Annotated in this window: 26 protein-coding genes; 16 read left to right on the top strand and 10 right to left on the bottom strand. The window is 62.3% G+C overall.

Annotation, left to right across the window (positions count from 1 at the left end; genetic code table 11):
- Window positions 1-220: 220 nt before the first annotated feature.
- Entirely contained in the window at window positions 221-1,132 is a 912-nt protein-coding gene (locus ABMA59_RS08720; protein ID WP_349004946.1) for a M23 family metallopeptidase, read from the top strand.
- Between the two features lie 15 nt (window positions 1,133-1,147).
- On the opposite strand, the gene ABMA59_RS08715 is transcribed toward ABMA59_RS08720, so the two are convergent.
- Window positions 1,148-2,737, bottom strand: coding sequence for a peptide chain release factor 3 (locus tag ABMA59_RS08715; RefSeq protein WP_349004945.1), 1,590 nt, complete (start codon window positions 2,735-2,737; stop codon window positions 1,148-1,150).
- 77 nt (window positions 2,738-2,814) lie between these two features.
- Window positions 2,815-3,561, bottom strand: coding sequence for a pentapeptide repeat-containing protein (locus ABMA59_RS08710; protein WP_349004944.1), 747 nt, complete (start codon window positions 3,559-3,561; stop codon window positions 2,815-2,817).
- Window positions 3,562-3,735: 174 nt separating this feature from the next.
- Here ABMA59_RS08710 and ABMA59_RS08705 point away from each other — a divergent pair, with 174 nt between their 5' ends.
- Window positions 3,736-4,437: a methyltransferase family protein gene (locus tag ABMA59_RS08705; protein ID WP_349004943.1), complete on the top strand. Its 702-nt coding sequence runs from the start codon at window positions 3,736-3,738 to the stop codon at window positions 4,435-4,437.
- A gap of 8 nt (window positions 4,438-4,445) precedes the next feature.
- Here the strand turns inward: ABMA59_RS08705 and ABMA59_RS08700 are convergent, their stop codons facing one another.
- The 3 genes from ABMA59_RS08700 to ABMA59_RS08690 are packed head-to-tail and all read right to left on the bottom strand — an operon-like array spanning window position 4,446 to window position 5,835.
- Entirely contained in the window at window positions 4,446-5,030 is a 585-nt protein-coding gene (locus ABMA59_RS08700) for a glutathione binding-like protein (RefSeq protein WP_349004942.1), read from the bottom strand.
- Complete coding sequence (locus ABMA59_RS08695; RefSeq protein WP_349004941.1) at window positions 5,027-5,479, bottom strand: SRPBCC family protein; 453 nt, start codon at window positions 5,477-5,479, stop codon at window positions 5,027-5,029. The genes ABMA59_RS08700 and ABMA59_RS08695 overlap by 4 nt, the downstream gene beginning before the upstream one ends.
- Entirely contained in the window at window positions 5,476-5,835 is a 360-nt protein-coding gene (locus tag ABMA59_RS08690) for an ArsR/SmtB family transcription factor (protein WP_349004940.1), read from the bottom strand. Before ABMA59_RS08690 ends, ABMA59_RS08695 begins: the two co-directional genes overlap by 4 nt.
- A 187-nt stretch (window positions 5,836-6,022) precedes the next feature.
- Between ABMA59_RS08690 and ABMA59_RS08685 the strand changes: the two genes are divergently transcribed.
- Window positions 6,023-7,168: an alpha-hydroxy acid oxidase gene (locus ABMA59_RS08685; RefSeq protein WP_349004939.1), complete on the top strand. Its 1,146-nt coding sequence runs from the start codon at window positions 6,023-6,025 to the stop codon at window positions 7,166-7,168.
- Between the two features lie 4 nt (window positions 7,169-7,172).
- On the opposite strand, the gene ABMA59_RS08680 is transcribed toward ABMA59_RS08685, so the two are convergent.
- Window positions 7,173-7,976: a class II glutamine amidotransferase gene (locus ABMA59_RS08680; RefSeq protein WP_349004938.1), complete on the bottom strand. Its 804-nt coding sequence runs from the start codon at window positions 7,974-7,976 to the stop codon at window positions 7,173-7,175.
- A 34-nt stretch (window positions 7,977-8,010) separates the two neighbouring features.
- Window positions 8,011-8,232 (bottom strand): DUF6356 family protein, encoded by a 222-nt coding sequence (locus ABMA59_RS08675; RefSeq protein WP_349004937.1) that lies wholly within the window; start codon window positions 8,230-8,232, stop codon window positions 8,011-8,013.
- Window positions 8,233-8,343: 111 nt separating this feature from the next.
- Between ABMA59_RS08675 and ABMA59_RS08670 the strand changes: the two genes are divergently transcribed.
- The 4 genes from ABMA59_RS08670 (at window position 8,344) to ABMA59_RS08655 (ending at window position 12,321) form a co-directional block, all read left to right on the top strand.
- On the top strand, window positions 8,344-8,814 hold the full coding sequence (locus ABMA59_RS08670) for an Lrp/AsnC family transcriptional regulator (protein WP_349004936.1): 471 nt from the start codon (window positions 8,344-8,346) through the stop codon (window positions 8,812-8,814).
- Window positions 8,815-9,164: 350 nt separating this feature from the next.
- Entirely contained in the window at window positions 9,165-10,823 is a 1,659-nt protein-coding gene (locus tag ABMA59_RS08665) for a hypothetical protein (RefSeq protein WP_349004935.1), read from the top strand.
- A gap of 87 nt (window positions 10,824-10,910) precedes the next feature.
- Window positions 10,911-11,381: a dUTP diphosphatase gene (dut, locus tag ABMA59_RS08660; protein ID WP_349004934.1), complete on the top strand. Its 471-nt coding sequence runs from the start codon at window positions 10,911-10,913 to the stop codon at window positions 11,379-11,381.
- A gap of 133 nt (window positions 11,382-11,514) precedes the next feature.
- Window positions 11,515-12,321 (top strand): isocitrate lyase/PEP mutase family protein, encoded by an 807-nt coding sequence (locus tag ABMA59_RS08655; RefSeq protein ID WP_349004933.1) that lies wholly within the window; start codon window positions 11,515-11,517, stop codon window positions 12,319-12,321.
- Here ABMA59_RS08655 and ABMA59_RS08650 read toward each other — a convergent pair.
- Window positions 12,318-13,028, bottom strand: coding sequence for a sulfate transporter family protein (locus ABMA59_RS08650; protein WP_349004932.1), 711 nt, complete (start codon window positions 13,026-13,028; stop codon window positions 12,318-12,320). The two genes, ABMA59_RS08655 and ABMA59_RS08650, sit on opposite strands and share 4 nt — an antisense overlap.
- Window positions 13,029-13,188: 160 nt before the next feature.
- Between ABMA59_RS08650 and ABMA59_RS08645 the strand changes: the two genes are divergently transcribed.
- Window positions 13,189-14,181: an adenosine kinase gene (locus ABMA59_RS08645; protein WP_349004931.1), complete on the top strand. Its 993-nt coding sequence runs from the start codon at window positions 13,189-13,191 to the stop codon at window positions 14,179-14,181.
- A gap of 78 nt (window positions 14,182-14,259) precedes the next feature.
- Here ABMA59_RS08645 and ABMA59_RS08640 read toward each other — a convergent pair whose 3' ends face one another.
- Window positions 14,260-15,048: a class I fructose-bisphosphate aldolase gene (locus ABMA59_RS08640; RefSeq protein WP_349004930.1), complete on the bottom strand. Its 789-nt coding sequence runs from the start codon at window positions 15,046-15,048 to the stop codon at window positions 14,260-14,262.
- Window positions 15,049-15,085: 37 nt separating this feature from the next.
- Entirely contained in the window at window positions 15,086-15,904 is an 819-nt protein-coding gene (locus ABMA59_RS08635) for a DeoR/GlpR family DNA-binding transcription regulator (protein ID WP_349004929.1), read from the bottom strand.
- A gap of 345 nt (window positions 15,905-16,249) precedes the next feature.
- Between ABMA59_RS08635 and ABMA59_RS08630 the strand changes: the two genes are divergently transcribed.
- The 8 genes from ABMA59_RS08630 to dhaL all read left to right on the top strand — a co-directional run bounded on the left by ABMA59_RS08630 (window position 16,250) and on the right by dhaL (window position 23,681).
- Window positions 16,250-17,662 (top strand): extracellular solute-binding protein, encoded by a 1,413-nt coding sequence (locus tag ABMA59_RS08630; RefSeq protein WP_349004928.1) that lies wholly within the window; start codon window positions 16,250-16,252, stop codon window positions 17,660-17,662.
- Between the two features lie 200 nt (window positions 17,663-17,862).
- Complete coding sequence (locus ABMA59_RS08625) at window positions 17,863-18,735, top strand: carbohydrate ABC transporter permease (protein ID WP_349004927.1); 873 nt, start codon at window positions 17,863-17,865, stop codon at window positions 18,733-18,735.
- A gap of 4 nt (window positions 18,736-18,739) precedes the next feature.
- Window positions 18,740-19,660, top strand: coding sequence for a carbohydrate ABC transporter permease (locus ABMA59_RS08620; protein WP_349004926.1), 921 nt, complete (start codon window positions 18,740-18,742; stop codon window positions 19,658-19,660).
- Entirely contained in the window at window positions 19,660-20,748 is a 1,089-nt protein-coding gene (locus tag ABMA59_RS08615; protein ID WP_349004925.1) for an ABC transporter ATP-binding protein, read from the top strand. The genes ABMA59_RS08620 and ABMA59_RS08615 overlap by 1 nt, the downstream gene beginning before the upstream one ends.
- Window positions 20,745-21,848, top strand: coding sequence for an ABC transporter ATP-binding protein (locus ABMA59_RS08610; RefSeq protein WP_349004924.1), 1,104 nt, complete (start codon window positions 20,745-20,747; stop codon window positions 21,846-21,848). The genes ABMA59_RS08615 and ABMA59_RS08610 overlap by 4 nt, the downstream gene beginning before the upstream one ends.
- Window positions 21,845-22,048 carry a hypothetical protein gene (locus ABMA59_RS08605; protein ID WP_349004923.1) on the top strand — a complete coding sequence of 68 codons (204 nt, stop codon included), beginning with the start codon at window positions 21,845-21,847 and terminating at the stop codon, window positions 22,046-22,048. The genes ABMA59_RS08610 and ABMA59_RS08605 overlap by 4 nt, the downstream gene beginning before the upstream one ends.
- The gene (locus tag ABMA59_RS08600; RefSeq protein ID WP_349004922.1) at window positions 22,041-23,045 is read left to right on the top strand and encodes a dihydroxyacetone kinase subunit DhaK; all 1,005 of its coding nucleotides are present in this window, start codon (window positions 22,041-22,043) and stop codon (window positions 23,043-23,045) included. The genes ABMA59_RS08605 and ABMA59_RS08600 overlap by 8 nt, the downstream gene beginning before the upstream one ends.
- Before the next feature lie 3 nt (window positions 23,046-23,048).
- Window positions 23,049-23,681 (top strand): dihydroxyacetone kinase subunit DhaL, encoded by a 633-nt coding sequence (gene dhaL, locus ABMA59_RS08595; RefSeq protein ID WP_349004921.1) that lies wholly within the window; start codon window positions 23,049-23,051, stop codon window positions 23,679-23,681.
- The last annotated feature ends 57 nt before the right edge of the window (window positions 23,682-23,738 follow it).

The raw sequence follows: 23,738 nt of genomic DNA, 5'->3' as shown, positions 1-23,738 counted from the left end.
TGATTCCACTGTCGCACTACTTCCCTTGACCGCAGTCGGCGCCGACGCTTCACTGTGCACGGGTCAGGGCGAAGACACTGGATGCGCATGCCGGAAGATCGGTTCGGCGCAGGAAAGGTCAAGAATGGTCGTCACGTCGCCAGCCATGATCCGAAACCTTGCCTTTGGAATTATTGCTGTTTTCGCGCTTTCGGCGCCGTCGGATGCGCAGGATCTGGGAATGCCGGCTCAATGCATGCCCGGCAAGGACTGTTTCGTTCAGCAGTTCGCCGACATGGATCCCGGCCCGGCCGTCATCGATCCGTTTTGCGGTTCAGCCTCCTATGAAGGCCATGACGGTATCGACCTGCGCATCTTGTCGATGGCCGATGTCGAGCGCGGCGTGCCGGTGATCGCCATGGCGGACGGCACCGTCGGCAATCTGCGCGACGGTGAACCCGACCACCTGATGCTGACCGCCGCGGACCAGCAGGCCGTCGGCGACAAGGAGTGCGGCAACGGCGTGATCATAGACCAAGGCGGCGGCCTGGAAGTGCAGTACTGCCACATGCGGCAGGGCAGCATTGCGGTCAAAACGGGGGACAAGGTCAAGCGGGGTCAGCCGATCGGCTATGTCGGTGCATCCGGCGCCGCCGCCTTCCCGCACGTCCACATCACCGTCCGGCGCGACGGCGCCGCCCTCGACCCGATGACCGGCCACGCGCTCTCCGGCGGATGCCTGAAGGAAGGCGAGCAGGCTAAGCCGCTTTTTGCGCCGGACGTGGCAGCGTCGCTAGGCAAGGGCGGGCCGCAATTGCTGGGCTTCGGTCTGGCGGGCAGCCCGGTGGATTATGACGCGCTGGTGGTGTCCGGTGCGCCTCCGGCGGCCACCGCAGCATCCGCCAACCTGGTTGGCTGGGGCTGGTTCATCAATCTCCGGAAGGGCGATCGCATCTATATTTCGCTCATCGGTCCCGACGGCAACGTCTTCGCGGAATCAATGTCGGAGGAACTCGACCGCAACAAAGCGGCCTATTCCTCATTCGCGGGAAAGCGCGGCACCCCGAAGCCGGGACGCTACGAACTGACCATCAAGGTGTTGGAAAATATGCGACCGGTGCTCAGCCAGACCACGGACATTACGATCGAATAGGGGCGCTACACGACCTCACGCCGCCTCGCGCACCTGATAGTCCTTGATCGCGTCGAACTTGATCGCCTTCCAGCGCTCGGCCTCGTAGTTCAGCGAAAAGCCGTGCTGGGCCAAAAAGACCGGGTCGCCGTCGAGGTCGCGGGCAATGTCGCCGCGATGCGCGTCGATGAAACGCTGCACCTCGCTCCTATCGTCCGCCGAAATCCAGCGGCAGACGGAAAAGCGCGACATCTCGAAATCGACCGGCAGCGAATATTCGAAGGCTAGCCGCTCCTTCAGCACGTCGAGCTGCAGCGCGCCGACGACGCCGACGATGGCAGGAGAGCCGTCCTCCGGCTGGAAGAGCTGCACCACGCCTTCCTCGGCCATCTGCTGCAGCGCCTCTTTCAGTTTCTTCGCCTTCATGGCGTCGCCGAGCCGCACGCGGCGCAGAATCTCGGGGGCAAAGTTGGGCACACCGCGAAAGATGATGTTTTCGCCTTCGGTCAGCGTGTCGCCGATGCGCAACGTGCCATGGTTGGGGATGCCGACCACGTCGCCGGCATAGGCTTCGTCGGCGGTGATACGCGAACGGGCGAAGAAGAACTGCGGCGCCGAAAGGCTCATTGGCTTGCCGGTGCGCACCAGCTTTGCCTTCATGCCGCGCTCCAGCGTGCCCGAGCAAACGCGCACAAAGGCGATGCGGTCGCGATGGTTGGGGTCCATGTTCGCCTGGATCTTGAACACGAAGGCGCTCATCTCCGGCTCGGTGGCGTGGATGGTCCTCATGTCGGCTGCCTGGTCGCGCGGCGGCGGCGCGAACGCGCCAAGCCCTTCGATCAGGTCGCGCACGCCGAAATTGCGCAGCGCCGAACCGAAATAGACCGGCGTGAGGTGGCCCTCACGGAACGCGGCGAGATCGAACGGCCGGCAGGCCTCACGGGCCAGGTTCAACTCCTCGATGAAGGTTTCGCGGTCGTTGTCGGGCAGCAGCCCGGCGACGCGGTTGGAATCCGGGCCGTTCACCTTGGTGCGCTCGGTTTCGGTGTCGCTGCGACGCACGGCATTTTCAGCGAGGTGATAGGTGCCGGCGAATGTCTTGCCCTGGCCGATCGGCCAGGTGATTGGCGCGGTGTCCAGCGCCAGCTTCTGCTCGATTTCGTCGAGGATCTCAAAAGTGTCGCGCGCCTCGCGGTCCATCTTGTTGACGAAGGTGACGATCGGGATGTCGCGCAGCCGGCACACCTCGAACAGCTTCAGGGTGCGCGGCTCGATGCCTTTCGCGGCGTCGATGACCATCACTGCCGAGTCGACCGCCGAAAGCGTGCGATAGGTGTCGTCGGCGAAATCCTCGTGACCAGGGGTGTCGAGCAGGTTGAAGACGTTGTCGCCATATTCGAAGGTCATCACCGAGGTGACGACCGAAATGCCGCGCTCGCGCTCGATCTTCATCCAGTCGGAGCGCGTGTTCATGCGGTCCTTCTTGGCCTTCACCTCGCCGGCAAGCTGAATGGCGCCGCCGAACAGCAGCAGTTTTTCCGTCAGCGTCGTCTTGCCGGCGTCGGGGTGCGCGATAATCGCAAAAGTGCGGCGGCGTGCCACCGCCTGTTCAATCGTCTCGGTCATGTCGAGGAATCCGTTGGATGCGCCGGCTTATAACCGTGCGAAAACCGGGAGTCGAACGGAAAGACGGGCGAAGCGTCTCAGTCTGTGTCGCACGGCCAGTCGGTCGACGCCTTCAGGCCGCCGGGCAGTTTGGTCGCCGGGTCGCCGCAGGCCTGGTCGACCTGCCACTGTTCGAGCCCGGTCGCCTGGCTGAGATCCATGCCCTCTATGTGGGTGAGGAACAGGAAAGCGCCGTTGAAATCGAGCGGTCCTTCGAATTTCGCCTGATACAACTTGGCCCGCGACAGGTTGGCCATCGGGAAACGTGCGCCGGTGATCACGGCGTCGTGGAAATTGGCGCGGCCGAGTTCGGCCTTCTCGAAATCAACTCCGGTCAGGTTTGCACCGGTGAAGTCGGCGCGCTGCAATTCGGCGCTGGCGAAGGAAGCGCCTTGGGCCGCAATCTGCGAGAACACCGTGCGGTAGCCTTCGACGCGCGTGAAATTCGCCTTTTCAGCCTTGGAGCCGGCGAGCGAGGAGCGGATCAGCGTGGCCTTCTCGAAATTCGCACCAGAGAGGTTTGAGTTGCGCAGGTCGGTGTAGCTAAAATCCGTGCTGAACAGATTCGCATTTTCCAGCGCGCTGCCTTGCAGGATCAGATTGGCCTTGGGGCAATCCTGCCAGTCGATCGAGGGCGCGGGGTCCGACTTGCAACTTGCTGCCTGGGCCGGCGAAAGTTCGGCAAAGAAGGTGAAAAACAACGCAACGGAGATCGCAGCGGCGGCACCGGGTAAAAGTTCTCGCGCGAACTGTCCAACGACGCGTCCCGCCAAAATCTTCGACATGTGCGAACTCTCCTGCCGGTCGCGCTGAACGTTGCTTCCCGTGCCTCTCGCAACTCTAATATACTGAACGCTTTTCGGGAGGAAGATGACGCTTTCGTGTCCGGGGCGACCCGCCCTGTCCACACGAGACCGACGCCCTACCTCAAATCAGGCAAGGTGAGGGAGGTCCTCCGGATGAGCGAATTCCACGACCCAAAACCGGTGACGCCGCTGCAATGGATAGCCTATTCGATCGGCATGCCGCTGGTGATGGCGGTGCTTGTCTTCTGGCCGGCCGGCACGCTGCACTGGATACTGGGCTGGCTGTTTCTCGCGGTATTCGTCACGGCGAGCGTGGCAGCGTGCCTGGTTCTCTGGCGCGTCAATCCGATCATCTTTGCCGCCCGCAGCCGGGTTCAGGAGGGCACCAAGCGCTGGGACCGCATTCTCCTGGCTTTCTTTCTACCGCTGTTCATGACGATCATGCCCGTGGCGGGCCTGGACTCCGGCCGGTTTCATTGGATGCCGGCACCGGGTTGGGCAGTGATGCTGGGCTATCTCCTTTTGCTCGCCGGGATCGCGCTGTTCTCGTGGGCGCAGGCGGTCAACCGCTTCTTCGAGCCCGGAGTCCGTATCCAGAGCGAGCGTGGGCACCGCGTCATCGACACCGGGCCCTACGCCTATGTCCGGCACCCTGGCTATGTCGGTGCGATTGCCATGTTGTTCGGCATGGCGTTGGCGCTCGGCTCGCTGGTGGCGTTGATCCCGGCCGTAGCGACGGCGGCGTTGCTCATGCTGCGTACGGCCTGGGAAGACGAGACGCTACGCGGGGAATTGCCCGGCTACGCCGAATTCGCGGCAAGAACCCGCTATCGGCTGTTGCCGGGCATCTGGTAGCGCGAGGGTTAAGCGAAGCCTTCAGCCTTCAGCGTTGCCTGAACCGCCGGCCGCGCGGCGACACGCGCATGATACGCGGCGAGCGCAGGTGGCAGTTCGATGCCGAAGCCAAAACACCAGTTGACCATGACGAACAGCATGGCGTCGGCGGCGGAGAAGCGGTCGCCGAACAGGTAGTCGCCCTTGATCTGGCCGGCGAGGTAGTTAAACCGCTCTTCCAACGCCTGGCGGTTGATCGCTTTCACTTCGTCGCTGGGCATGAACATGAAACCGAGGAACGGCTTGTGCACCTCCTCGGTCAGGAAACCGAGCGCCTCGATCATGCGGATGCGTCCGAGCGTGCCGTCCGGGATGAGGTCCGGCTTCTGCTCGGCGATCCAGGACAGGATGGCGACGTTTTCGGTCAGCACCTCGCCGCCGTCCAGCACCAGCGCCGGCACATAGCCCTTGGGGTTGATCTCGGTGAAGTCACCGCCTGTTTCGGTCGTGCGCGTCGGGATGTCGACCTTGATCCGGTCGAAGGACAGGCCGGCTTCGTTGAGCGCGATGTGCGGCGCCTGGCTGCAGGCGCCGGGGGTGTGATAAAGCTTCATGCCGCAAGATACTCCGCAAGGTTGTCGAGGGTTTCGTTCCATCCGCCGCGATGGCCGTCGCGCGAGGCTTCGGACAGGAAGAACGCCTGGTGAAGGGTAAGCAGCGTCTTTCCGTCCTGTTCCCTGAGCGTGATGGTAACGACGGTCTCGTGCTCGTGCTCGCCTTTGTCGTTGAGCCAGCGGTGCGAGAACACCAGCCGCTCCGGCGGCACGATCTCCCGGTAGGTGCCGCAGAGCCAGTGGTCGGTGCCGTCGGGCGCGCGCATGCACGTCTTGAACGAGCCGCCGGGGCGGATGTCGCCTTCGGAGAAGGGAAGCGTGAATCCCTTCGGGCAGCACCAGCGGTTCAGCCGTTCCGGCTCGGTCCAGCAGCGGAACACGAAATCGCGGGGCGCGTCGAAGCTGCGCTTGATCGTCAGTTCAGGCCGGGTCTCGGTATGGATGTTCATTTTGTCTCTCCCTTGTCGTCGCCTGTCTTCTCGGCCTGCTGAAGCTCCTTCAGATAGACATCGAGCCGATCCAGGTTTTGTTCCCAGAAGCGGCGATAGCTTTCCAGCCAGCCCGCTACGTCACGCAGCGGTTCGGGCCGCAGGCGCCGCGGCCGGAACTGGGCCTCGCGGCCCTGCTCGATCAAACCGGCGCGTTCCAGCACCTTGAGATGCTTGGAGACCGCCGGAAAACTCATGTCGAACGGCTCGGCCAGTTCGGTCACCGTCGCCTCGCCGAGCGCCAGCCGCGCCAGGATCGCCCGCCGGGTCGGGTCGGCGAGGGCCTGCAGGGTTGTGCTCAAATGGTCGGCGGTCATTATTGAACCGTTTGGTTATTTATCTTATCGGTTAAATAAGGCGAAACCGCTGCGGTGTCAAGCGCCCCGTGCCGGGCCTTCGCCGCTGAGATTTCGGCATCGACTTCCGGAATGAACGGCGTTAGGTCGGTCGCCACCGACCTTGCGGAAAACGCCCGCAAGAGTTTCGAAAAGCTAAGGCCTGCCGATGAAGCCGTCGCTCGATATAGCCGATCTCAAGGAAATGGCCCGCAGGCGCGTGCCGCGCATGTTCTTCGATTATGCCGATTCAGGCGCCTGGACCGAGAGCACCTACCGCGCCAACGAGGAGGATTTCGCCAAGATAAAATTCCGGCAGCGCGTGCTGGTCGACATGACCGACCGCTCGCTGGAATCCACCATGATCGGAGAAAAAGTGTCGATGCCGGTGGCGCTGGCGCCGACCGGGCTGACCGGCATGCAACACGCCGACGGCGAGATGCTGGCCGCGCAGGCGGCGGAGGAGTTCGGCGTGCCGTTCACACTGTCGACCATGAGCATCTGCTCGATCGAGGACGTGGCGTCGGTGACGAAAAAGCCGTTCTGGTTCCAGCTCTACGTCATGCGCGACAAGGATTTCGTGCTCAACCTGATCGACCGAGCCAAGGCGGCGAAGTGTTCGGCGCTGATGCTCACCCTCGACCTGCAGATTCTCGGGCAGCGCCACAAGGACATCCGCAACGGCCTGTCGGCGCCGCCGAAACTGACTGCCGCCAATCTAGCCAACATGGCCATGCGCCTGCCCTGGTGCCTCAATATGCTGCGCACTAAGCGGCGCAGTTTTGGCAACATCGTCGGCCACGCCAAGGGCGTCGGCGACTTGTCGTCGCTGTCGTCCTGGACGGCTGAGCAGTTCGACCCTCGGCTGTCGTGGAAGGACGTGGAGTGGATCAAGGAGCGCTGGGGCGGCAAGCTGATCCTGAAGGGCATTCTCGACCCCGAGGACGCGCGCCTCGCGGCCGAGACCGGCGCGGATGCGATCATCGTCTCCAACCATGGCGGCCGCCAGCTCGATGGCGCGCCGTCGACCATCACGGTGCTGCCGGAAATCGTCGATGCCGTCGGCGACAGGATCGAGGTTCATTTCGACGGCGGCATACGCTCGGGGCAGGACGTGCTGAAGGCGCTCTGCCTCGGCGCAAAGGGGACCTATATCGGCAGGCCGTTCCTCTACGGCCTGGGGGCGGGCGGCAAGAAGGGCGTGAGGCTTGCGCTGGATATCATCCGCAAGGAATTGGATGTGACGCTGGCGCTGTGCGGCAAGCGCCTGATTGCCGACGCCGGACCGGACCTGCTTTACAAGGGGCGCGGCTGACCACTTATACCGCTACTGCCAGCCGGGCTCTGCCAGCGGGCGCGAAGGGGCGGATTTGGACTGCCGCGTCGGTGATGGTGACGAAACTCGACGGCGGGATCGCCTGCCAGTTCGGACCTTCCCTGTCGAATGGCTCGGACACCACGCAGCGGCCGCCCGATTTGCGGAATTCGGCAGTGTAGAGCGTCGGCGCAAACGCGTCCGTGGCGTAGCGCACGGCATGCAGAGCCGTCCCGTCGCTGAAGGCCGCGGTGAGGCGCAGATGCGGCTCGATGCCGGCGGCGTGCGCCGCGTCGATCACCCGCATCGCCGCTCGCTCGGCCGCGCCTTTTGGGTCGGTCTCGAGTCCTTCTTCAACCATCAGCAGGAAGAACAGTTCGGAATCGGTGCTGCCGTCGATCCGTTCGTAGAGGGTGTCGGAAAGGTCGGCTTCCAGCCGCCGGCGCAATTGTTCGAAGCCGCCGATCTGGCCGTTATGCATGAAGGCCCAACGCCCGATCGCGAAGGGATGGCAATTGGCGCGGCTGGTCGCGCCGCCGGTGGATGCGCGGACATGGGCGAGGAACAGGCCCGAACGAATTTGACGGCAAAGGCTCTTCAAATTGGGATCCGACCAGGCGGGAAGGATGTCGCGATAGAGGCCGGGTTCTTCGCGCTCGCCATACCAGGCGATGCCAAAACCGTCGCCATTGGTCGGCGTCTTGGCCTCCAGCGCATTATGGCTCTGCGCGATCAGTGAATGGCAGGGCGCGGTTACAATGTCCTCGAGGAACAGCTCCGGCCCGATATAGGCCGCCCAGCGGCACATGATCCCAATCCCTCTAGCCCGCCGAGGCTCCCTGCTAGGCCTTGGCGCGGCGGCTGTGCGTCCGCTCGTAGAGTTCGCGGACGATTCGGCTGGCCGTAGTTTCGAAAAGGAAGGGTAAGAAAGCGTGAACGATCGCCGCGCCTGCGGCCAGGAACAGTCTTGACGAGAACCAGGCGGCGAAGGCCATGTGTCCAAAATAAGTCTCGTCGACCGAGGCGGGGTGCTCGAAGAACAATCTGGCGATGCGGGTGGTCATGGCTGCGGTTCCCTCGTTATTGTCTGATTATCCCGACTTTACCCTATTTGCAGGAGAATTTGTCCCAATCCGTCCCTTGCAACGCACTGTTATTGGGACAATCATCCCACCATGACAACCGAACTCGACGCGATCGACCGCCGCATCCTTGCCGAACTGCAGCGCGACGCCATGCTCTCCGTCGACGATGTTTCCGAACGGGTAAACCTGTCGCGCAATGCCTGCTGGCGGCGTATCCGCCGGCTGGAGGACGAAGGCGTCATAACCGGCCGGGTCGCGCTGGTCGACGCTGAAAAGCTCGGGCTCGGCCTGTCCGTGTTCATCATGGTGCGCACCTCACACCATGATCCCGAATGGCTGGCGCGCTTCCGTGCAGCCGTGACCAGCCTGCCGGAGATAACCGGCGTCTATCGCATGTCAGGCGATCTCGACTATGTGCTGAGGGCGCGTGTCGCCGACGTGAAAGCCTACGACCGGCTCTACCAGCGACTGATCGCCAAGGTGCCGCTCAACGATGTCTCCGCCTCCTTCGTGATGGAGGAAATCCGCGAGACGACCGTCGTGCCGGTCGAGTTGCGCTGAAGCTTTCGATCAGATCGACAAGGTCAACGACTATACAATGTACCAGTCGGCGCTCCGTCGCCAACAAAACGCCCGTCCAGCAATACGGATCGACCCTTCTAAAGATGGTGTTCCACCTTCTTTGAAAAAAACCTTTCAATCGCCGCTAATCGTGATATACTTCAACGTTTATTGGAAGCTTTGAGGAGTTAGTACGATGTTATGGCGTAACGTGTACGCGATCTTGGCGTTTGTCGGAATTGCATTCATACTTTCCACAGTAAATTTGTCAGAAGTAGTCGCCCAAACTTGTGTCAATGGAGGGTGTGGGTAGCCCGTGGAATTTTCTTTAAATATTAGGATCCGCTACGATGAGTACCTATGTTTTCATGTGGATCGCAGGCGCTGTGGTCGTCATTCTGTTCGGCTGGAATAAATTTCAAGAAGAGGGGCCGTTATTCAGAGATGCAAATAGAAATCGAGTGTTTTCACAGATTTATTTGAGGGATCTGACTGTTCATTTTGCTTTTTCTCGTGCCCTTTTCTTTTACATCGCGATACTTCTACTTATGTACATAACTATTGTCCTAGCGGGAAAAAGATTGATATCCTTTGGATCGGTTGATGTTCCACCAGAGGTTTGGCCGCTGGTTGGGGCTTTGGTAATTGCCAACCTCATGCCGAACGTTCCTTGGGTATCGAAAGTGGAGTTGTGGCTTCGGGGAATTATGCACGCGCGCGCAATGATACTGCGCGCGGTAGACGATCTCTACGCCGATTTAAGAGATGCAGAGCAAAATTGGCAGGGCTTATCTGATGTAAAAAGAAAGGAGATATTCCCTCTCGTTGAGATGGAGGAAAAATTTTCTAAAGGAGGGGCTTTAAGTTCAGACGCGACGAATTGGTTCAGAACTGCGATACTTGTGAATACGCTGGAGCAGGTAATGGCAGCTCCGGGCATGGCTCGCAAGTTGGGCCGCACGTTCGTGGAGAAATACCGATCCCTGTGGGACCAGATTTTTGAGGATTTCAATACAATTCGGGAACAACTTAATCTGGAGGCGGCGACCTCCATCGAAGAAGTGGAAAAAAAGATTAAGAAGCAAGGTCGGTCGATCAATAATGTATGCCGCGATGCGTTTAGTTTTGCCAGCTGCGCCGTCGTCAACCGGCCGCATAAGGTGTCCACGTCCGATGCGTTCAAGATTTTAAATTTCGAGCCGACCATCGGACCGGACCAGCCAAAGGATCCTCTTCAGAAACTTGCCGATTCTCTTTTCTTTTCCTTTTTCGTTTCCTTGTTCGCCGTGGTAATTGCGTATACCTTACTTTCGGTCGTCCGCGATTGGGTCGGCGAGACGTATCCTGGCCTGAAAGCCTCGTGGCCGGAAATGGCGAGTATCAGCTCTAATCTCTTGAGTCTGGTTCTTGACTACGGGTGGATTGGAGTCGGGATATTTGTGTTTTTCCTGTTTCGCAAATGGCGTGTTTCGCAAAACCACTGGTATGTGGGTCCGGAGGCGGAAACACGGAGCGTGACGGCGCAAAATTATCTCATGGCGGGCGGTCTTGTTCTGGCTGTAGCGCTCTTCACGCTGCCAATCTTCGACGCATTGGTGCTCTTCGTTGTTGACAGGAGTTGTGAGAGCAACCTTAGTAATTGCTTTGGCCTGTTATCGACTAAGTTGGGTTATTTTATTAGCAGAAACTGGTTAAAGATTGCGTTCTGCGTAACGGCATGTGTCGTTGTATTTATATTTTTTGAGAACTTCAGCAAGAGCAATACGAGAGTGCACCGCGCGCGCGTGCTAATCTGGACGTTGTTCATTGTACTCTCTTTCGATATCCTAAGGAAGGTTAATTTAGAGGTGGTGACACTAGCCCAAGCTGCCGCGAAGGTTACACTAAATCCATCGAAGGACTTTCGAGGCGGCTTTCTGGTTGTAGGCGCCATTTGTTCTATTGTCTTCTGGACGGTTTTCATGCTGCGCGCCTACGTCGACGCTGCGAGGCGACAGCCTACGGGTTGAGGCCCGACCCGAGCTTCCTGTCAACAAGTGCCGCCAGGCCGGCGGCGGGCATTGACGGATCGGCATGATTGCCCCGATAGAAGCGTCATGGTAGTCCCTTCCCGTCCTCCTTTCCTCGGCGTCGTTCGCCTGCCGCATGCCCATGGCCTCGACCTCCCGGCCTATGAGAGCCTCGGCGCGGCGGGCATGGACCTGCGCGCCGCGGTCGCCGAAGACCGGCCGATCCTCATCCTGCCCGGCAGGCGCTCGCTTGTGCCGACCGGCCTGATCCTGGAGATTCCCGAAAATTTCGAGGGCCAGGTAAGGCCGCGGTCGGGACTGGCGTTCAAGCACGGCATCACCTGCCTCAACACGCCGGGCACCATCGACTGGGACTATCGCGGCGAGGTGAAGGTGCTGCTGGTCAACCTCGGCGACGACGATTTTACGGTGACGCGCGGCATGCGCATTGCCCAACTGGTGATCGCGCCGGTAACGCGCGCGGCCCTCGAGGAGCGCAATCTCGCGGGCGAGACGCTGCGCGGCTCCGGTGGGTTCGGCTCGACGGGGACAGCCTGAGCATCTGGGTGCAACGGAGGCACAACGCCGCAAAAAAAGCCTGACCGTCTCCGAGACACCGATCGTGCTTTGCCGTGTCGCTGACACGCGGTAGATTGGTGTCGGATCAAACTCCAGTACGGCAGGTGCGGTCATGGATAAGGGCAGGACTTTTCAGGACCTCCATCGGGCTGCTGGCACCTTCGTGATGCCCAACCCGTGGGATCCCGGCACGGCGAAGCTCCTCGCCTCTCTCGGCTTCAAGGCTCTGGCCACCACCAGCGCCGGCTTTGCCTTTTCGCGCGGTCTGGTCGATGGGGCGGTCGGTTTCGAGGCGATGATGGCGCATTGCCGCGACATCGTCGGTTCGGTCTCCCTGCCGGTCAACGCCGATCTCGAAAAGGGCAAGGGCGACAGTCCCGACAGCGCGGCGGAGACCATTTTCGCCGCCGAGGCGGCCGGGTTGGCCGGCTGCTCAATCGAGGATCACACCGGCGATCCCGACGATCCGATCTATGACTTCTCGCTTGCCGTCGAGCGTGTCGCCGCGGCGGTGGAAGCTTCGCGGGCGGTCAAGCACGGCTTCGTCTTCACGGCGCGCGCCGAGAATTTCCTGTGGGGCCGCAAGGACCTCGACGACACGATCAAGCGGCTGCAGGCCTTCGCCGAAGCCGGCGCCGACGTTGTCTATGCGCCCGGTATTTCCGACATCGAGACCGTGCGGACGATCTGCTCTGCGGTGCCCCGTCCGGTGAATTTTCTCGCTGTGCCGGGTTTGACCGTGTCTCAACTGCAGGAAGCCGGCGTCAAGCGCATCTCGCTGGGCTCCAAGCTCACCAACTACGCTTTCGGCGCCGTCCGGCGGGCCGCGACCGAAATCCTCGAAAACGGCTCGTTCGAGTTTTCGCGCGACGGCATGTCCTTCGCCGAACTTGGAGCGCTTTTCTCGAAAGAAGGCTAACCTCGCGGCCCTTCGCTCGCCGCCACTTTCTTGTGCAGGTGTACCATCATGGCGCACGCGAACAGCGGCGACAGAAGGTTGAGCAGCGGCACGGCCATGAAGGCGGCGATGGCCAGGCCGGCCAAAAAGACCGTGCCGGCGTTGCGCCGCCTCAGCGCCTTGGCCTCCGCCTCCGGCAGGAACCGCATCGCCGCGAATTCGAAGAATTCCCGGCCGATCAAGTAGCCGTTGACGACGAAGAAGGCTGCCACGTTGACGCCCGGAACGAGCAGAAGCAGCAGCGCGAAGAGATTTCCCAGGATCACGATGCCGAAGAATTTTAGCGACAGCACGATGCTGGCCAGTGTCGGCACGGGACGCCCGGGCGCATCCTGCGGATAGTCCGTGCGTTCGATCAGCTCGGCGACATCGTCCAGGAAGAAGCCGGCGATGATCGCCGTCACTGGCGCGATCAGCAAGGCGAGCCCCAGCGCAAGACCGATGCCGGCGACGACCGCCGCGACCACGCCGAGCCAACCCACCCAGCCAGGCAGGCCCGGCAGAAGCGCGTCGAGCCACGGCAGGGCCAGCCATTCGAACCATTCGACCAGCCCGAACCACAGGGCGACCAGCGCCAGCAGCGTCAGCCCGAGCGTCTTGAAGAAGACGCCGCGGAACGGCGGGGAGAAAAGCTGGCTCGCGGCGGCGCGGGCGGCTTCGAGGATCATGCTGGGACGGTCTCCCTGAGTTTCGGTCATGGCTTGATCGACATGGGTATTGCAAGGCACACGCACAAGAATCTTGCAGGGCGTGCCGGCGCTTCACTGGACCCGGCCGTGCCGGTTGTGCAAGAACGCCGAGGATTTGCCCACCGCCGGAGTTTCCTGGATGAGCCAATACGATGTGCTGTGCATCGGCAACGCGATCGTCGACATCATAGCGCAGGCCGACGAGGCGTTCCTTATTGAGAACGGCATCATCAAGGCGGCGATGAACCTCATCGACACCGACCGCGCCAACCTGCTCTACGAGCGCATGGGGCCGGCGATCGAGGCGTCCGGCGGCAGCGCCGGCAACACGGCGGCCGGTATCGCCAGCCTGGGCGGCCGGGCGGCATTCTTCGGCAAGGTCGCGGAAGATACGCTCGGCGAGATCTATTACCACGACATCCGCGCCCAGGGTGTCGCCTTCGACACGAAACCGCTCGCGGGTCCGCCGCCGACGGCGCGCTCGATGATATTCGTGACCCCGGACGGCGAGCGGTCGATGAACACTTATCTCGGCGCCTGCGTCGAGCTTGGCCCGGAAGACGTGGAGCCGGAAAAGGCCAAGGGGGCGCTCGTCACCTATTTCGAGGGTTATCTGTGGGACCCGCCGCGCGCCAAGGATGCAATCCGCATGACGGCGCGACTGGCGCACGAGGCCGGCCGCGAGGTGTCGATGACCCTGTCGGATTCCTTCTGCGTCGACCGCTATCGCGGCGAGTTTCTCGAGCTGATGCGGTCGGGAACGGTCGACATCGTCTTCGCCAACAGCCACGAGATCAAGTCGCTCTATCAGACGAGTTCGTTCGAGGCTGCGCTGGAGGCGATCCGCAAGGACTGCAAGATCGCTGCGGTCACCCGCTCCGAAAAGGGTTCCGTGATCGTGCGCGGCGACGAGACGGTCGTGGTGAAACCGATCCCGGTGCACGAGATCGTCGACACGACGGGGGCAGGCGACCTCTATGCGGCGGGGTTCCTCTACGGCTACACGACCGGCCGGGACCTACAGCGCTGCGGCGACCTTGGCTCGCTGGCCGCCGGCCTGGTCATCCAGCAGATTGGCCCTCGGCCGCGCCAGAACCTTCGCGTCGAGGCGGAGAAGGCCGGGCTGCTTTAACAATTCCAGCCCAGCGCCTCAAAGCTTGATCGACGTGCTGGTGGCACGACTGGACCGGCCGCGGGCCAACCACGCGGCTTAGCCGTGGACAATCTCCTTCAGCGCCAGCAGCGTTGCCCGCACGTCCGGCTGCTGGATGACGTTGCGGCCGAACATCAGGCCCTTTGCGCCGGAGGCGATGACATCGCGCGCATAGTCGGCGACCGCGTCGATGCCGGCGCGCGCCGGGCCTCCGGCCAGCGCCACCGGCGCCAGCGATTGCGTGGCGATTTCAGCAAAGCGGCCCTTGTCGGCGCACCAGTCGGTCTTGATCAGATCGGCCCCCAACTCGCCGGCGATACGGCAGTTGAGCGCGATCACGTCGGGATCGTCGAAGCGGACAAAACCGCCCCGCGCCGCCATCGCCTCGATCACATGCACGACGCCCCATTTGCGGCAGGCTTGCGCCACCGCGCCGCAGATCTCGAACGACCGCGTTTCTTCTTCGGGCCGGTTATTGCAGGTGAACAGATAGGTGATGACCGCTTCGGCGCCGAGCGACACGGCTTCCTCGACCGAGGAGACGAGGCGCTGGTGCGTGTCGGGATAGGCGGTCTTCGTACCCTCGCGCCACATCGAGGTCTGGTCGATGCGCAGGATGACTGCCGGACCGCCGGCGAGGCGCTGGCCGTGGCGCACCATCATCCCCGGATTGAGGATCACCGCGTCGACGCCGGCCTCCGCCGCCGCGTCGAGCATGCGCGCCGGGTCCTCGGTGCCGGGAACGGTGCCGACCTGCATGCCGTGGTCGAACGCCAGGCACAGCATCCTCCCCGACCGTGCGTTGAACATGCGCGCCAGGCGGCGCGCCTTGCCAGTTTCGAACATGATTTCCCCTTGATTACCGCCCGCTAAACAGCCGGGCCTAGACCAATTGCAGTTTGACGCCGCCATCCCGCAGGCGGGCGATGGTGGACGAATCCACCGAGCTCGAGATCAGCACCACGTCGAAAGCTGACAGGTCGGCGACGTGGTTGAGGGCGGAGAAATGGAACTTGCTCTCGTCGACCAGCAGGATGCGTTTGCGCGCGATTTCGATCATCGCCTGTTTGGCGCGCAGCACCTGCTCGTCCTGCGTGAACATCGACAGGCCCTGGATGGTGGTGGTCGACATCAGCGCCACATCCACCCGGTAGGAGCGGATCGAACGTTCGCAGGCAAGGCCGAAAAAGCCGTTATAGGCGCGATGATATTTACCGCCGAGCGCAATGAGGTCGATCTCCGCCGCGTCGCGCAGCTTTTCCAGCACCGGCAGCGCATTGGTGATGATGGTGACCGGCGCCACCTGCTCGATGAACTCGGTCACGTGGAACGTGGTAGAGCTGTCATCCCAGACGATTGCGTTGCCGGGTTCGATATGGGGGATCGCAGCGCGGGCCAGCTTGCGCTTTTCGCTGACGTGCTGGCGTGCGCGATAGAGATAGCTGCTTTCGAACAGCATGGACTTTTCCGCCGACACCGAACCGCGCAGCCGGCGCACCAGCCCCTGGTTCTGCAGATCGTTCAAGTCGCGGTGGATGGTCATCAGGCTGACGTCGAGACGCGTCGCAAGATCCTTGATCTGTACCGACGGGCTTTCCATCAGCAGCCGTATGATCTCGGCGCGGCGCTGGTCGGCCTTGGACAGATGTTGCATGTCGCCGTCCGGCTCGAACATGTCGGCGGCCTCCTCCTCCGCTTTCATCTTATGCGACCTGTAGCATGGCTGGTGGATGCGCGGAAGGAAAATGTTAAATTATCAAAAATCTCATTGTGCAATGCGATTTCGCAACTGCGCCGCGAAGTCGCAGAGACCCGCATAACCATCGGATAACACAAAGATTTTTCGAAACAAGAAGCATATCTGATGACTGGTAACATGGTATGACTCAGGTGTTTCGCCGTATCGTTCTCGGCCATAAGTAACAAAAAAAATGAGAAAATATAAGTTTTGAGTTGATATTTTTAACGGGGCTGACTAGCGTTTGGAAAGGGCAGGAGATGGGGCGCAGCGCCCGCTTTGATGCCCGCGAAACGCTGGAGGAGCATCATGAACAACGCCAAGCGCGCGCGCTTGCTCGCGTCCGCCACAGTCGCCGTTGCGGCGCTTGCCGCGAGCGCCGGACTGGCCCGCGCCGAGACCACGCTTACCTTCGTCTGGCACGCCGGCACCTGCGCCGACGCGCTGATGGACATCGCCAAGGACTATCCGGACAAGTCGGTGAAGATCGTGCCGGCGCTAGTGCCCTACGGGCCGCAGTGGCACGACAAGATCGCCTCGGAATTCGCAATCCAGGGCGACGCCTTCGACTTTGCCATGTGGGACAGCCAGTCGACGGCCGAATTCGCCGGCCACGCCGTCAAGCTCAACGACATCTTCGACAAGTCGAGCTACCTCAAGGCCGACATATTCCCGCCGGCATCGCTGTCGCGTTACGGCGAATATCCGGACGGCTCGGGCGAATATTACGGCCTGCCGGCCAACCAGGACGCCTACGGCCTGACCTACCGCAAGGACCTGTTCGAGGATCCGAAGGAGAAGGAAGCGTTCAAGGCCAAGTACGGCAAGGACCTCGCTGTTCCGCAGACCTATCAGGACGCCAAGGAGATCGCCGAGTTCTTCACCCGTCCCGACCAGGGCCTCTACGGCTGGGGCCAGATGGGCGGACGCGACTACGACTTCGCCACCACTGCCTCTAACTCCTTCCTGTGGTCGTTCGGCGGCGAGCTCTACAATCCCGCCACCTTCGAGGTGAAGGGTTATCTCGATTCGCCGGCGTCGGTCGACGGCGTGCAGGCCTATGTCGACATGTTCAAGTTCGGCCCTCCCGGCTCCGGCAACTGGGGTTTCGACGAGGTCAACGCCGCCTTCCAGCAGGGCCAGCTCGCCATGGCCATGCAGTGGTTCTACTTCAACGGCTCCAACGCCGACCCGAAGGTGAACAAGTTCGCTGACAAGACCGCCTTCGCCGTGCTTCCGGGCGCTGTCGGCCGCGACGGAAAATTCCGCCGCCAGTTCTCGGTCGGCGGCCAGGGCATGGGCATCAACAAATATTCCAAGAAGCTGCCCGAGCTGACCAAGTTCATGGAATGGTACTTCCAGCCCGAGCAGCAGAAGCGCTACGCCGCCGTCTGCCAGACCGGCCTCAAGGCAGTCCTGGAAAGCCCGGACTGGCAAGGCCTGAACTCCTACAACCGGCAGTTCTCGACCGCTCTCGCCTACCTCAACGACTACTGGCACCTGCCGGAATATCCGGCACTGCTGGATGAACTGCAGCAGGAAGTCTCGAACGCGGTTGCAGGCTCAAAGACTGTGCAGCAGGCGCTTTCGGACGCCGCCGAAAAGAACGAGCGCACGCTCGAACGCGCCGGCTACGAGATCAAGCGCGGCGAGAAGACGCCGGAAGTGCCGGACCAGGAGATCTCGCCGGTCGGCCAAGACAAGGTCGTTCCGGTGGAGTGATGCGCCGAGTTCCCCTCCCCCTTGAGGGGAGGGTGGCCGCGCAGCGGCCGGGTGGGGTCGACGCGGCAGTGCTCGACGTTCTTTTTGCGTAGAGGCAGTTGAGGTGACCCCACCCGCCTCGCTACGCTCGGCACCCTCCCCTCAAGGGGGAGGGATAGCCGGCATCGCCGGCTCTCAAATCTTCAACCGGACTGCTTTCGATGGGCACATCCAAATCATCAGCGATCGATCTGGCCGGCCGGTGGCTGCTCCTGCTGCTGCTCATCGCCTACACCTTCTACAATCTCGGCCCGATCTTCTGGCTGATCATTTCCTCGCTGAAGAGCCGCGTCGACCTGTTCTCGATGCCGCCGAAACTGCTCTTCACGCCTGACTTCTCCGGCTACCAGAGCGTCTTCGGCGTCGGGGCGGCGGCGGGCAGCGCCTCGGCCGTCGGCGTGTTCGATTCGCTGCTCAACAGCGTGCTCGTCTCCACGGTGGGCACCTTCCTCGCCGTGTTCCTTGGCACGCTTGCCGGCTATGTCTGCTCGCGCTTCAATTTTCGCGGCAAGGGCGACTTCATGTTCTTCGTGCTGTCGACCCGCATGCTGCCGCCTGTCGCGGTGCTCGTCTTCTACCATCTGATGTTCGCGCGGCTGGGCCTGGCGGATACGCGCACCGGCCTCATCCTCGTCGCCATCTTCGCCAATGTCGGCCTTGCCACCTGGATCATGAAGGGTTTCTTCGACGGCGTGCCGCGCGAGGTCGAGCAGATCGCCATCGTCAACGGCTATTCGCGCATGTATGCCTTCACCCGGCTGGTTCTGCCGATGGTCAAGGGCGGCATCGCCGCCTCGGCAGGGTTCTGCTTCATTTTCGCCTGGAACGAGTTCGCCTTCGCCTCGATCCTGACCACCACGCAGGCCAAGACGCTGCCGGTAAAGATTTCGTCGGCGGCCGGCGCCACCGGCATCGAATGGACGCAGATCTGCGCCGCCGGCGTGGTGCTCATCATCCCCGTGCTGGTGTTCTTCTACCTGATCCGCAAACATTTGCTGATGGGCATGACCTTCGGCGTGCTGGGGCGGAGGTAGGACGATGAGCACTGTTTCCCACGAACAACGCCAGGCCGAGCTGAAGAAGCGTTCGTCCGGCCGGCTGATGATCTTCGGCTTCCTGTCGCCGACGCTGGCGATCCTGATCTTCATGGTCGCCTACCCGATCTTCTCGCTGATCTACTATTCCTTCTTCAATTTCTCGGCGCTCAGGCCCGCAGCCGGCATGAAGCCGGTCGGCCTGAAGAACTACACGTTCCTGCTGTCCGACCCGGAGCTCTGGGACCGCTTCGTCTTCACCGGAAAATTCGTGTTCATCTGCGTCGCCATGCAGATGCTGATCGGCATATTCGTCGGCTACCAGTTGCAGAAGAACTTTCGCGGCCGCGACGTGGTGTTCACGCTGCTGATGATGCCGATGATGCTGTCGCCGGTCGTGGTCGGTTTCCTCTGGCGCTACATGCTGAATTCGGAATGGGGCGTCATCAATTACCTTCTCACCGTCGTCGGCCTGTCGAAGGTCGACTGGCTCGGCCAGACTACGCCGGCTCTTTGGGCAGCAGCCATAGCCGACACCTGGATGTGGGCGCCCTTCATCATCCTGCTGGCCACCGCCGCGTTCCGCGGCATCCCGGAAACCATCTACGAAGCAGCGGAAGTGGACGGCGCGAGCCCGGCCTACAAATTCTTCCGCATCACGCTGCCGATGTCGGCGCCGGTGCTGTTCATCGCGCTGATCCTGCGGCTGATCGACAGCTTCAAGCAGTACGACCTGTTCTTCGCGCTCACCGGCGGCGGGCCGGGATCGAGCACGGAGACCGTGTCGTTCGCGGTCGCGAAAACCGCCTTCAGCTATTTCTATACGGGCGAAGCCTCGGCGCTGGCTGTCATGCTGCTTTTCATCATCATCGGCCTGTCGATGATCCTGGTCCGCCATCTCGGCAAGATGGGCGAGAAATACTGATGGCCGAGATTGAACTGAAAAACCTGACCATCGACTTCGCCGGCTTCAAGGCGGTCGACAACGTCAACCTGACGGTCAGGAACGGCGAGTTCGTCGTCTATCTCGGCCCCTCGGGCTGCGGCAAGACGACGACGCTGCGCTGCATCGCCGGACTGGTGAAGGCGACGTCCGGCGACGTGCTGTTCGACGGCAGGCGCGTCAACGACATGTCGGCCAGCGAACGCAACATCGCCATGGTGTTCCAGTTCGTCTCGCTCTATCCGCACCTGAAGATCCGCGAAAACATCGTCTTTCCGCTCAAGGCACGCGGCGTTCCCCGCGCCGAGATCGCGCGCAAGCTCGACTGGGTCGTCGGGATTTTTGACCTCGGCGCCGACCTCGACCGCTATCCGGCTTCGCTTCCGCCCGGCGCCCGCCAGAAAGTGGCGCTGGCACGCGCCGTCATCCGCGAGCCCGCCGTGCTGCTGCTCGACGAGCCGCTTTCGGCCATCGACGAGCAGTTCCGCGAGGAAATGCGCTGGGAACTCGGCCACCTTCAGCGGGAACTGGGCGTCACCACCGTCTACGTCACCCACGACCAGCGGGAAGCCATGAGCCTGGCCGACCGCATCGTGCTGATGAGTGACGGGCGGATCGTGCAGGTCGGCGATCCCGACCGCATCTTCCTCGAGCCGGAGAATGTCTTTGCCGGCCAGTTCATCGGCTCGCCGTCTATGAACCTGATCGATCTCGTGCCGGTCGACGGCGGCTTGAGGCTCGGGGACAGCGCCGTCACGCTGACGCCTGCGAAGAACCGTATCCCGCAATGGGCGGTCGCCAGCCGGCGGAAACTGAAGCTCGGCGTGCGGCCACTCAACGTGCATTTGGTCGGGCCCGGTGACCCGATCGCCTTCCCGCTTGCGGTGGACGATGTGTTTTCGGTCGGCCGCGATCGCTTCTTCAATTTCTCCATCGGCGGCAATGCCTATCAGGGGGTCGACAAACGGCCGAACCGAACAGCGCCGGCCGAGGCGGTGCATTTCGTGCCGGAGGGGCTGCTGTTCTTCGACGCGGAGACGGGCCGGCGCGTGACGGGAGACGCGGCATGAGCGTCCCGATGCTGAAGCTGGAAGGCTTGAAGAAATCCTACGGCGCCAAGCGGGCGCTGCGCGGCCTCGACCTCGAAGTGCCGGACAACGAGATCATGGCTCTGCTCGGCCCGACGGGCGCGGGCAAAAGCTCGACGCTTCTGTCGGCGGCTGGATTGCTCAGCCTCGAAGCCGGAAAAGTGTTCCTGGCCGGACGCGACGTCACGGACATCGACCCGTCAGGTCGCGACGTTTCCATCGTCTTCGAAGGTTTCAACCTGCTGCCGGTACTGGACGTGAAGGACAACATCGCCTTCGCGCTGCGGTCGCCGACCTATCGCGAGGACGAGGCCGAGATCAAAGTCCGGGTGGGCCGAACCGCCGAACTTTTGCGCATCTCGCATCTACTCGACCGTGACGTGGACACGCTTTCGGGCGGCGAGCGCCAGCGTGTCGCTATCGCGCGCGCCCTGGTGCGCCGTCCAAAAATGTTCCTGCTCGACGAGCCGCTGTCGGCGCTCGACCTGAAGCTGCGCGAGGGGCTTCGCGCCGAACTCAGGCAAATCCACCGCCAGCACCGTTCGACCATGCTCTACGCCACCCACGACTATCACGGCGCGATCGCCATCGCCGACCGGCTGGCGATCATCGAGGGTGGGGTGGTGCAGCAGACCGGCACCATCGACGACATCATCGCTCTGCCGGCCAATATGCGCGTCGGCAAGCTGATCGGCAGCCCGTCCATGGCCTTCTTCGAGGCGTCGATAAGCGACGGTTCCGTGCTGATCCCGGGCGGCAAACAGAGGTTGCCGATCGGCACCTTCGGCGTGGTGGGACCGGCGGCCGGACGTAAGGTGCTGCTCGGCGCCTGGCCCGAAGACATCGAAGTCGGGCCGGCCGGCGCGGCCGGCGCCAATGACGGTTCGGTCTATGCCGTCGACAATCGCGGTTTTGAGCGCGCCGTGCAGATCAACTCGACTGCCGGCTCGTTCCGCAAGGTCGTGCCCTCCGAACTGGTCTTCAAGCAGGGCGACGCCTGCTCGTTCCGCATAACCAGCGGCTTCCTTTTTGACGGGGAGAACGGCAGCCGAATCTCGCATCTCGGAGGGAAGGCACGATGAGCGCTTACCTCACGAAGAACTGGTTCTACCGGCTGGCCTCGGCGCTGATCCTGATCGGCTTCGCCATGTTGTGCCAGCCATTCTGGCACGGGCTTTTCGTGTTCGGTTTTCCGGTGCTGCTTGCCGGCGTGATCCTGTTCATGATCCTTGATCACGTGCCCGATGCACGGCACCAGGAAGAGGAGGAGAGAGTTGGCTAATCCCAAGAAGATTCTGAACGATCCGAAAAAGGTCGTCGCTGAAATGCTGGACGGCCTGGTGCTGGCCAATGATGGGCGTATCCGCAAGCTGGACAAGCACGCTGCGATCGTCCGCACCGACCTGCCGGAAAGCAAGGTCGCGCTGTTGATCGGCGGCGGCAGCGGCCATGAGCCGGTTTTCCACGGCTTCGTCGGGAAAAACATGGGCGACGGCGCCGCCTGCGGCCAGGTGTTCGCCGCGCCGTCGCCGGACATCATCCACGAGGCGGCCAAGGCCGTGCATCGCGGCAAGGGCGTGCTGTTCCTCTACGGCAACTATGCCGGCGACAACATGAATTTCGACATGGCCGTCGAACTGCTGGAGGAAGACGGCATCGAGGTGCGCACCGTGCGTGTCACCGATGACGTCGCCGCCGCTCCCCCGGAGCGCACGCATGACCGGCGCGGCATCGCCGGCGACATTTTCATGATCAAGATCGCGGGCGGGGCGGCGTCCGAGCTGGACACGCTGGACGAGGTCGAGCGGGTGGCACGCAAGGCGGTGGCCAATGTCCGCTCGATCGGCGTCGCGGTCGCCGCCGGCTCGATTCCCGAGACCGGAAAGCTCACCTTCGAACTCGCCGATGACGAGATCGAGATCGGCATGGGCGCGCATGGCGAAGCCGGTGTGTCGCGCCAGAAGATCGCGCCCGCCGATGAAATCGCCGACCAGTTGATGGCCAAACTCCTGTCCGACCTGCCGTTCAAGAGCGGCGACGAGGTCGCCCTGATGATCAACAATCTCGGCGCGACGACAATGATGGAAATGCTGATCGTCAACCGCCGCATCCGCCAGATTCTGGATCGTGAAGGCATCAAGGTGCACCGGTCGGATGTCGGCACCTGGCTGACCGTGCAGGAGATGGCCGGCTTCTCGGTCACGCTTCTGAGGCTCGACGACGAGCTGAAACATTATCTCGACATGCCGGCCGAATCTCTCGGCTATTCGAGGATGTGAGCCATGGCGAAAACGCTCGACGCGGCCGGCGCCCGCGACATGCTCGTGGCGGTCAGCCAGGCGCTGATCGACCAGACGGACATCTTGACCGACGCGGACCTCGCCATCGGCGATGGCGACCACGGCATCGGCATGCGGCGCGGTTTTGAGGCCGCACTCGAAGCGTTGAAAGCCTCGGAACCGGAAAGCGTCGACGCTGCTTTCAAGACCATCGGCATGGCGATCCTGTCCAAGACGGGCGGGGCGGCAGGCGCGGTGTTCGGCACGCTGTTCCGCTCCGGTGCGAAGGGTTTTACCGGTGGCACGATCGACGGGGCGAGCTTTGCCGCTTTCCTGGAAGAAGGGCTCGCAGCCGTGCTCAAGCGCGGAGGCGTCGTCGAGGGCCAGAAGACCATGGTGGATGCCCTTGCTCCGGCCGCGCGCGTGGCGCGCGATGCTGCCGGCGAGGGCCTTCAGGCCGCGACCGCCACCGCGGTAGAAGGTGCGCTGGCCGGCGTTGAGGCGACGAAGGACATGATCGCCACCACCGGCAAGGCGCGCTCGCTGGGCGAACGCAGCATCGGCCACCCCGATCCGGGGGCGATCTCGATCTCGCTGATCCTCACGGCGATGCGGGATTTCGTGGCGAAGGATTGAGTTGAGATAGCGGCGGCTTCGCCGGGTTTATCCTCCTCCTTGTGGGGAAGGTCCGCG

Source organism: Mesorhizobium yinganensis (assembly GCF_040081985.1).
GTDB lineage: Bacteria > Pseudomonadota > Alphaproteobacteria > Rhizobiales > Rhizobiaceae > Kumtagia > Kumtagia yinganensis.
Note: the sequence above shows the minus strand (reverse complement) of the source record. Positions and strands in the feature narration are given on the sequence as shown.

Bases quoted from the DNA above. Each gene is read 5' to 3' on its own strand.
- ABMA59_RS08720 (WP_349004946.1), top strand. From the start codon at position 221: ATGCCGGCTCAATGCATGCCCGGCAAGGACTGTTTCGTTCAGCAGTTC.
- ABMA59_RS08715 (WP_349004945.1), bottom strand. From the start codon at position 2,737: ATGACCGAGACGATTGAACAGGCGGTGGCACGCCGCCGCACTTTTGCG.
- ABMA59_RS08710 (WP_349004944.1), bottom strand. From the start codon at position 3,561: ATGTCGAAGATTTTGGCGGGACGCGTCGTTGGACAGTTCGCGCGAGAA.
- ABMA59_RS08705 (WP_349004943.1), top strand. From the start codon at position 3,736: ATGAGCGAATTCCACGACCCAAAACCGGTGACGCCGCTGCAATGGATA.
- ABMA59_RS08700 (WP_349004942.1), bottom strand. From the start codon at position 5,030: ATGAAGCTTTATCACACCCCCGGCGCCTGCAGCCAGGCGCCGCACATC.
- ABMA59_RS08695 (WP_349004941.1), bottom strand. From the start codon at position 5,479: ATGAACATCCATACCGAGACCCGGCCTGAACTGACGATCAAGCGCAGC.
- ABMA59_RS08690 (WP_349004940.1), bottom strand. From the start codon at position 5,835: ATGACCGCCGACCATTTGAGCACAACCCTGCAGGCCCTCGCCGACCCG.
- ABMA59_RS08685 (WP_349004939.1), top strand. From the start codon at position 6,023: ATGAAGCCGTCGCTCGATATAGCCGATCTCAAGGAAATGGCCCGCAGG.
- ABMA59_RS08680 (WP_349004938.1), bottom strand. From the start codon at position 7,976: ATGTGCCGCTGGGCGGCCTATATCGGGCCGGAGCTGTTCCTCGAGGAC.
- ABMA59_RS08675 (WP_349004937.1), bottom strand. From the start codon at position 8,232: ATGACCACCCGCATCGCCAGATTGTTCTTCGAGCACCCCGCCTCGGTC.
- ABMA59_RS08670 (WP_349004936.1), top strand. From the start codon at position 8,344: ATGACAACCGAACTCGACGCGATCGACCGCCGCATCCTTGCCGAACTG.
- ABMA59_RS08665 (WP_349004935.1), top strand. From the start codon at position 9,165: ATGAGTACCTATGTTTTCATGTGGATCGCAGGCGCTGTGGTCGTCATT.
- dut (WP_349004934.1), top strand. From the start codon at position 10,911: ATGGTAGTCCCTTCCCGTCCTCCTTTCCTCGGCGTCGTTCGCCTGCCG.
- ABMA59_RS08655 (WP_349004933.1), top strand. From the start codon at position 11,515: ATGGATAAGGGCAGGACTTTTCAGGACCTCCATCGGGCTGCTGGCACC.
- ABMA59_RS08650 (WP_349004932.1), bottom strand. From the start codon at position 13,028: ATGATCCTCGAAGCCGCCCGCGCCGCCGCGAGCCAGCTTTTCTCCCCG.
- ABMA59_RS08645 (WP_349004931.1), top strand. From the start codon at position 13,189: ATGAGCCAATACGATGTGCTGTGCATCGGCAACGCGATCGTCGACATC.
- ABMA59_RS08640 (WP_349004930.1), bottom strand. From the start codon at position 15,048: ATGTTCGAAACTGGCAAGGCGCGCCGCCTGGCGCGCATGTTCAACGCA.
- ABMA59_RS08635 (WP_349004929.1), bottom strand. From the start codon at position 15,904: ATGAAAGCGGAGGAGGAGGCCGCCGACATGTTCGAGCCGGACGGCGAC.
- ABMA59_RS08630 (WP_349004928.1), top strand. From the start codon at position 16,250: ATGAACAACGCCAAGCGCGCGCGCTTGCTCGCGTCCGCCACAGTCGCC.
- ABMA59_RS08625 (WP_349004927.1), top strand. From the start codon at position 17,863: ATGGGCACATCCAAATCATCAGCGATCGATCTGGCCGGCCGGTGGCTG.
- ABMA59_RS08620 (WP_349004926.1), top strand. From the start codon at position 18,740: ATGAGCACTGTTTCCCACGAACAACGCCAGGCCGAGCTGAAGAAGCGT.
- ABMA59_RS08615 (WP_349004925.1), top strand. From the start codon at position 19,660: ATGGCCGAGATTGAACTGAAAAACCTGACCATCGACTTCGCCGGCTTC.
- ABMA59_RS08610 (WP_349004924.1), top strand. From the start codon at position 20,745: ATGAGCGTCCCGATGCTGAAGCTGGAAGGCTTGAAGAAATCCTACGGC.
- ABMA59_RS08605 (WP_349004923.1), top strand. From the start codon at position 21,845: ATGAGCGCTTACCTCACGAAGAACTGGTTCTACCGGCTGGCCTCGGCG.
- dhaL (WP_349004921.1), top strand. From the start codon at position 23,049: ATGGCGAAAACGCTCGACGCGGCCGGCGCCCGCGACATGCTCGTGGCG.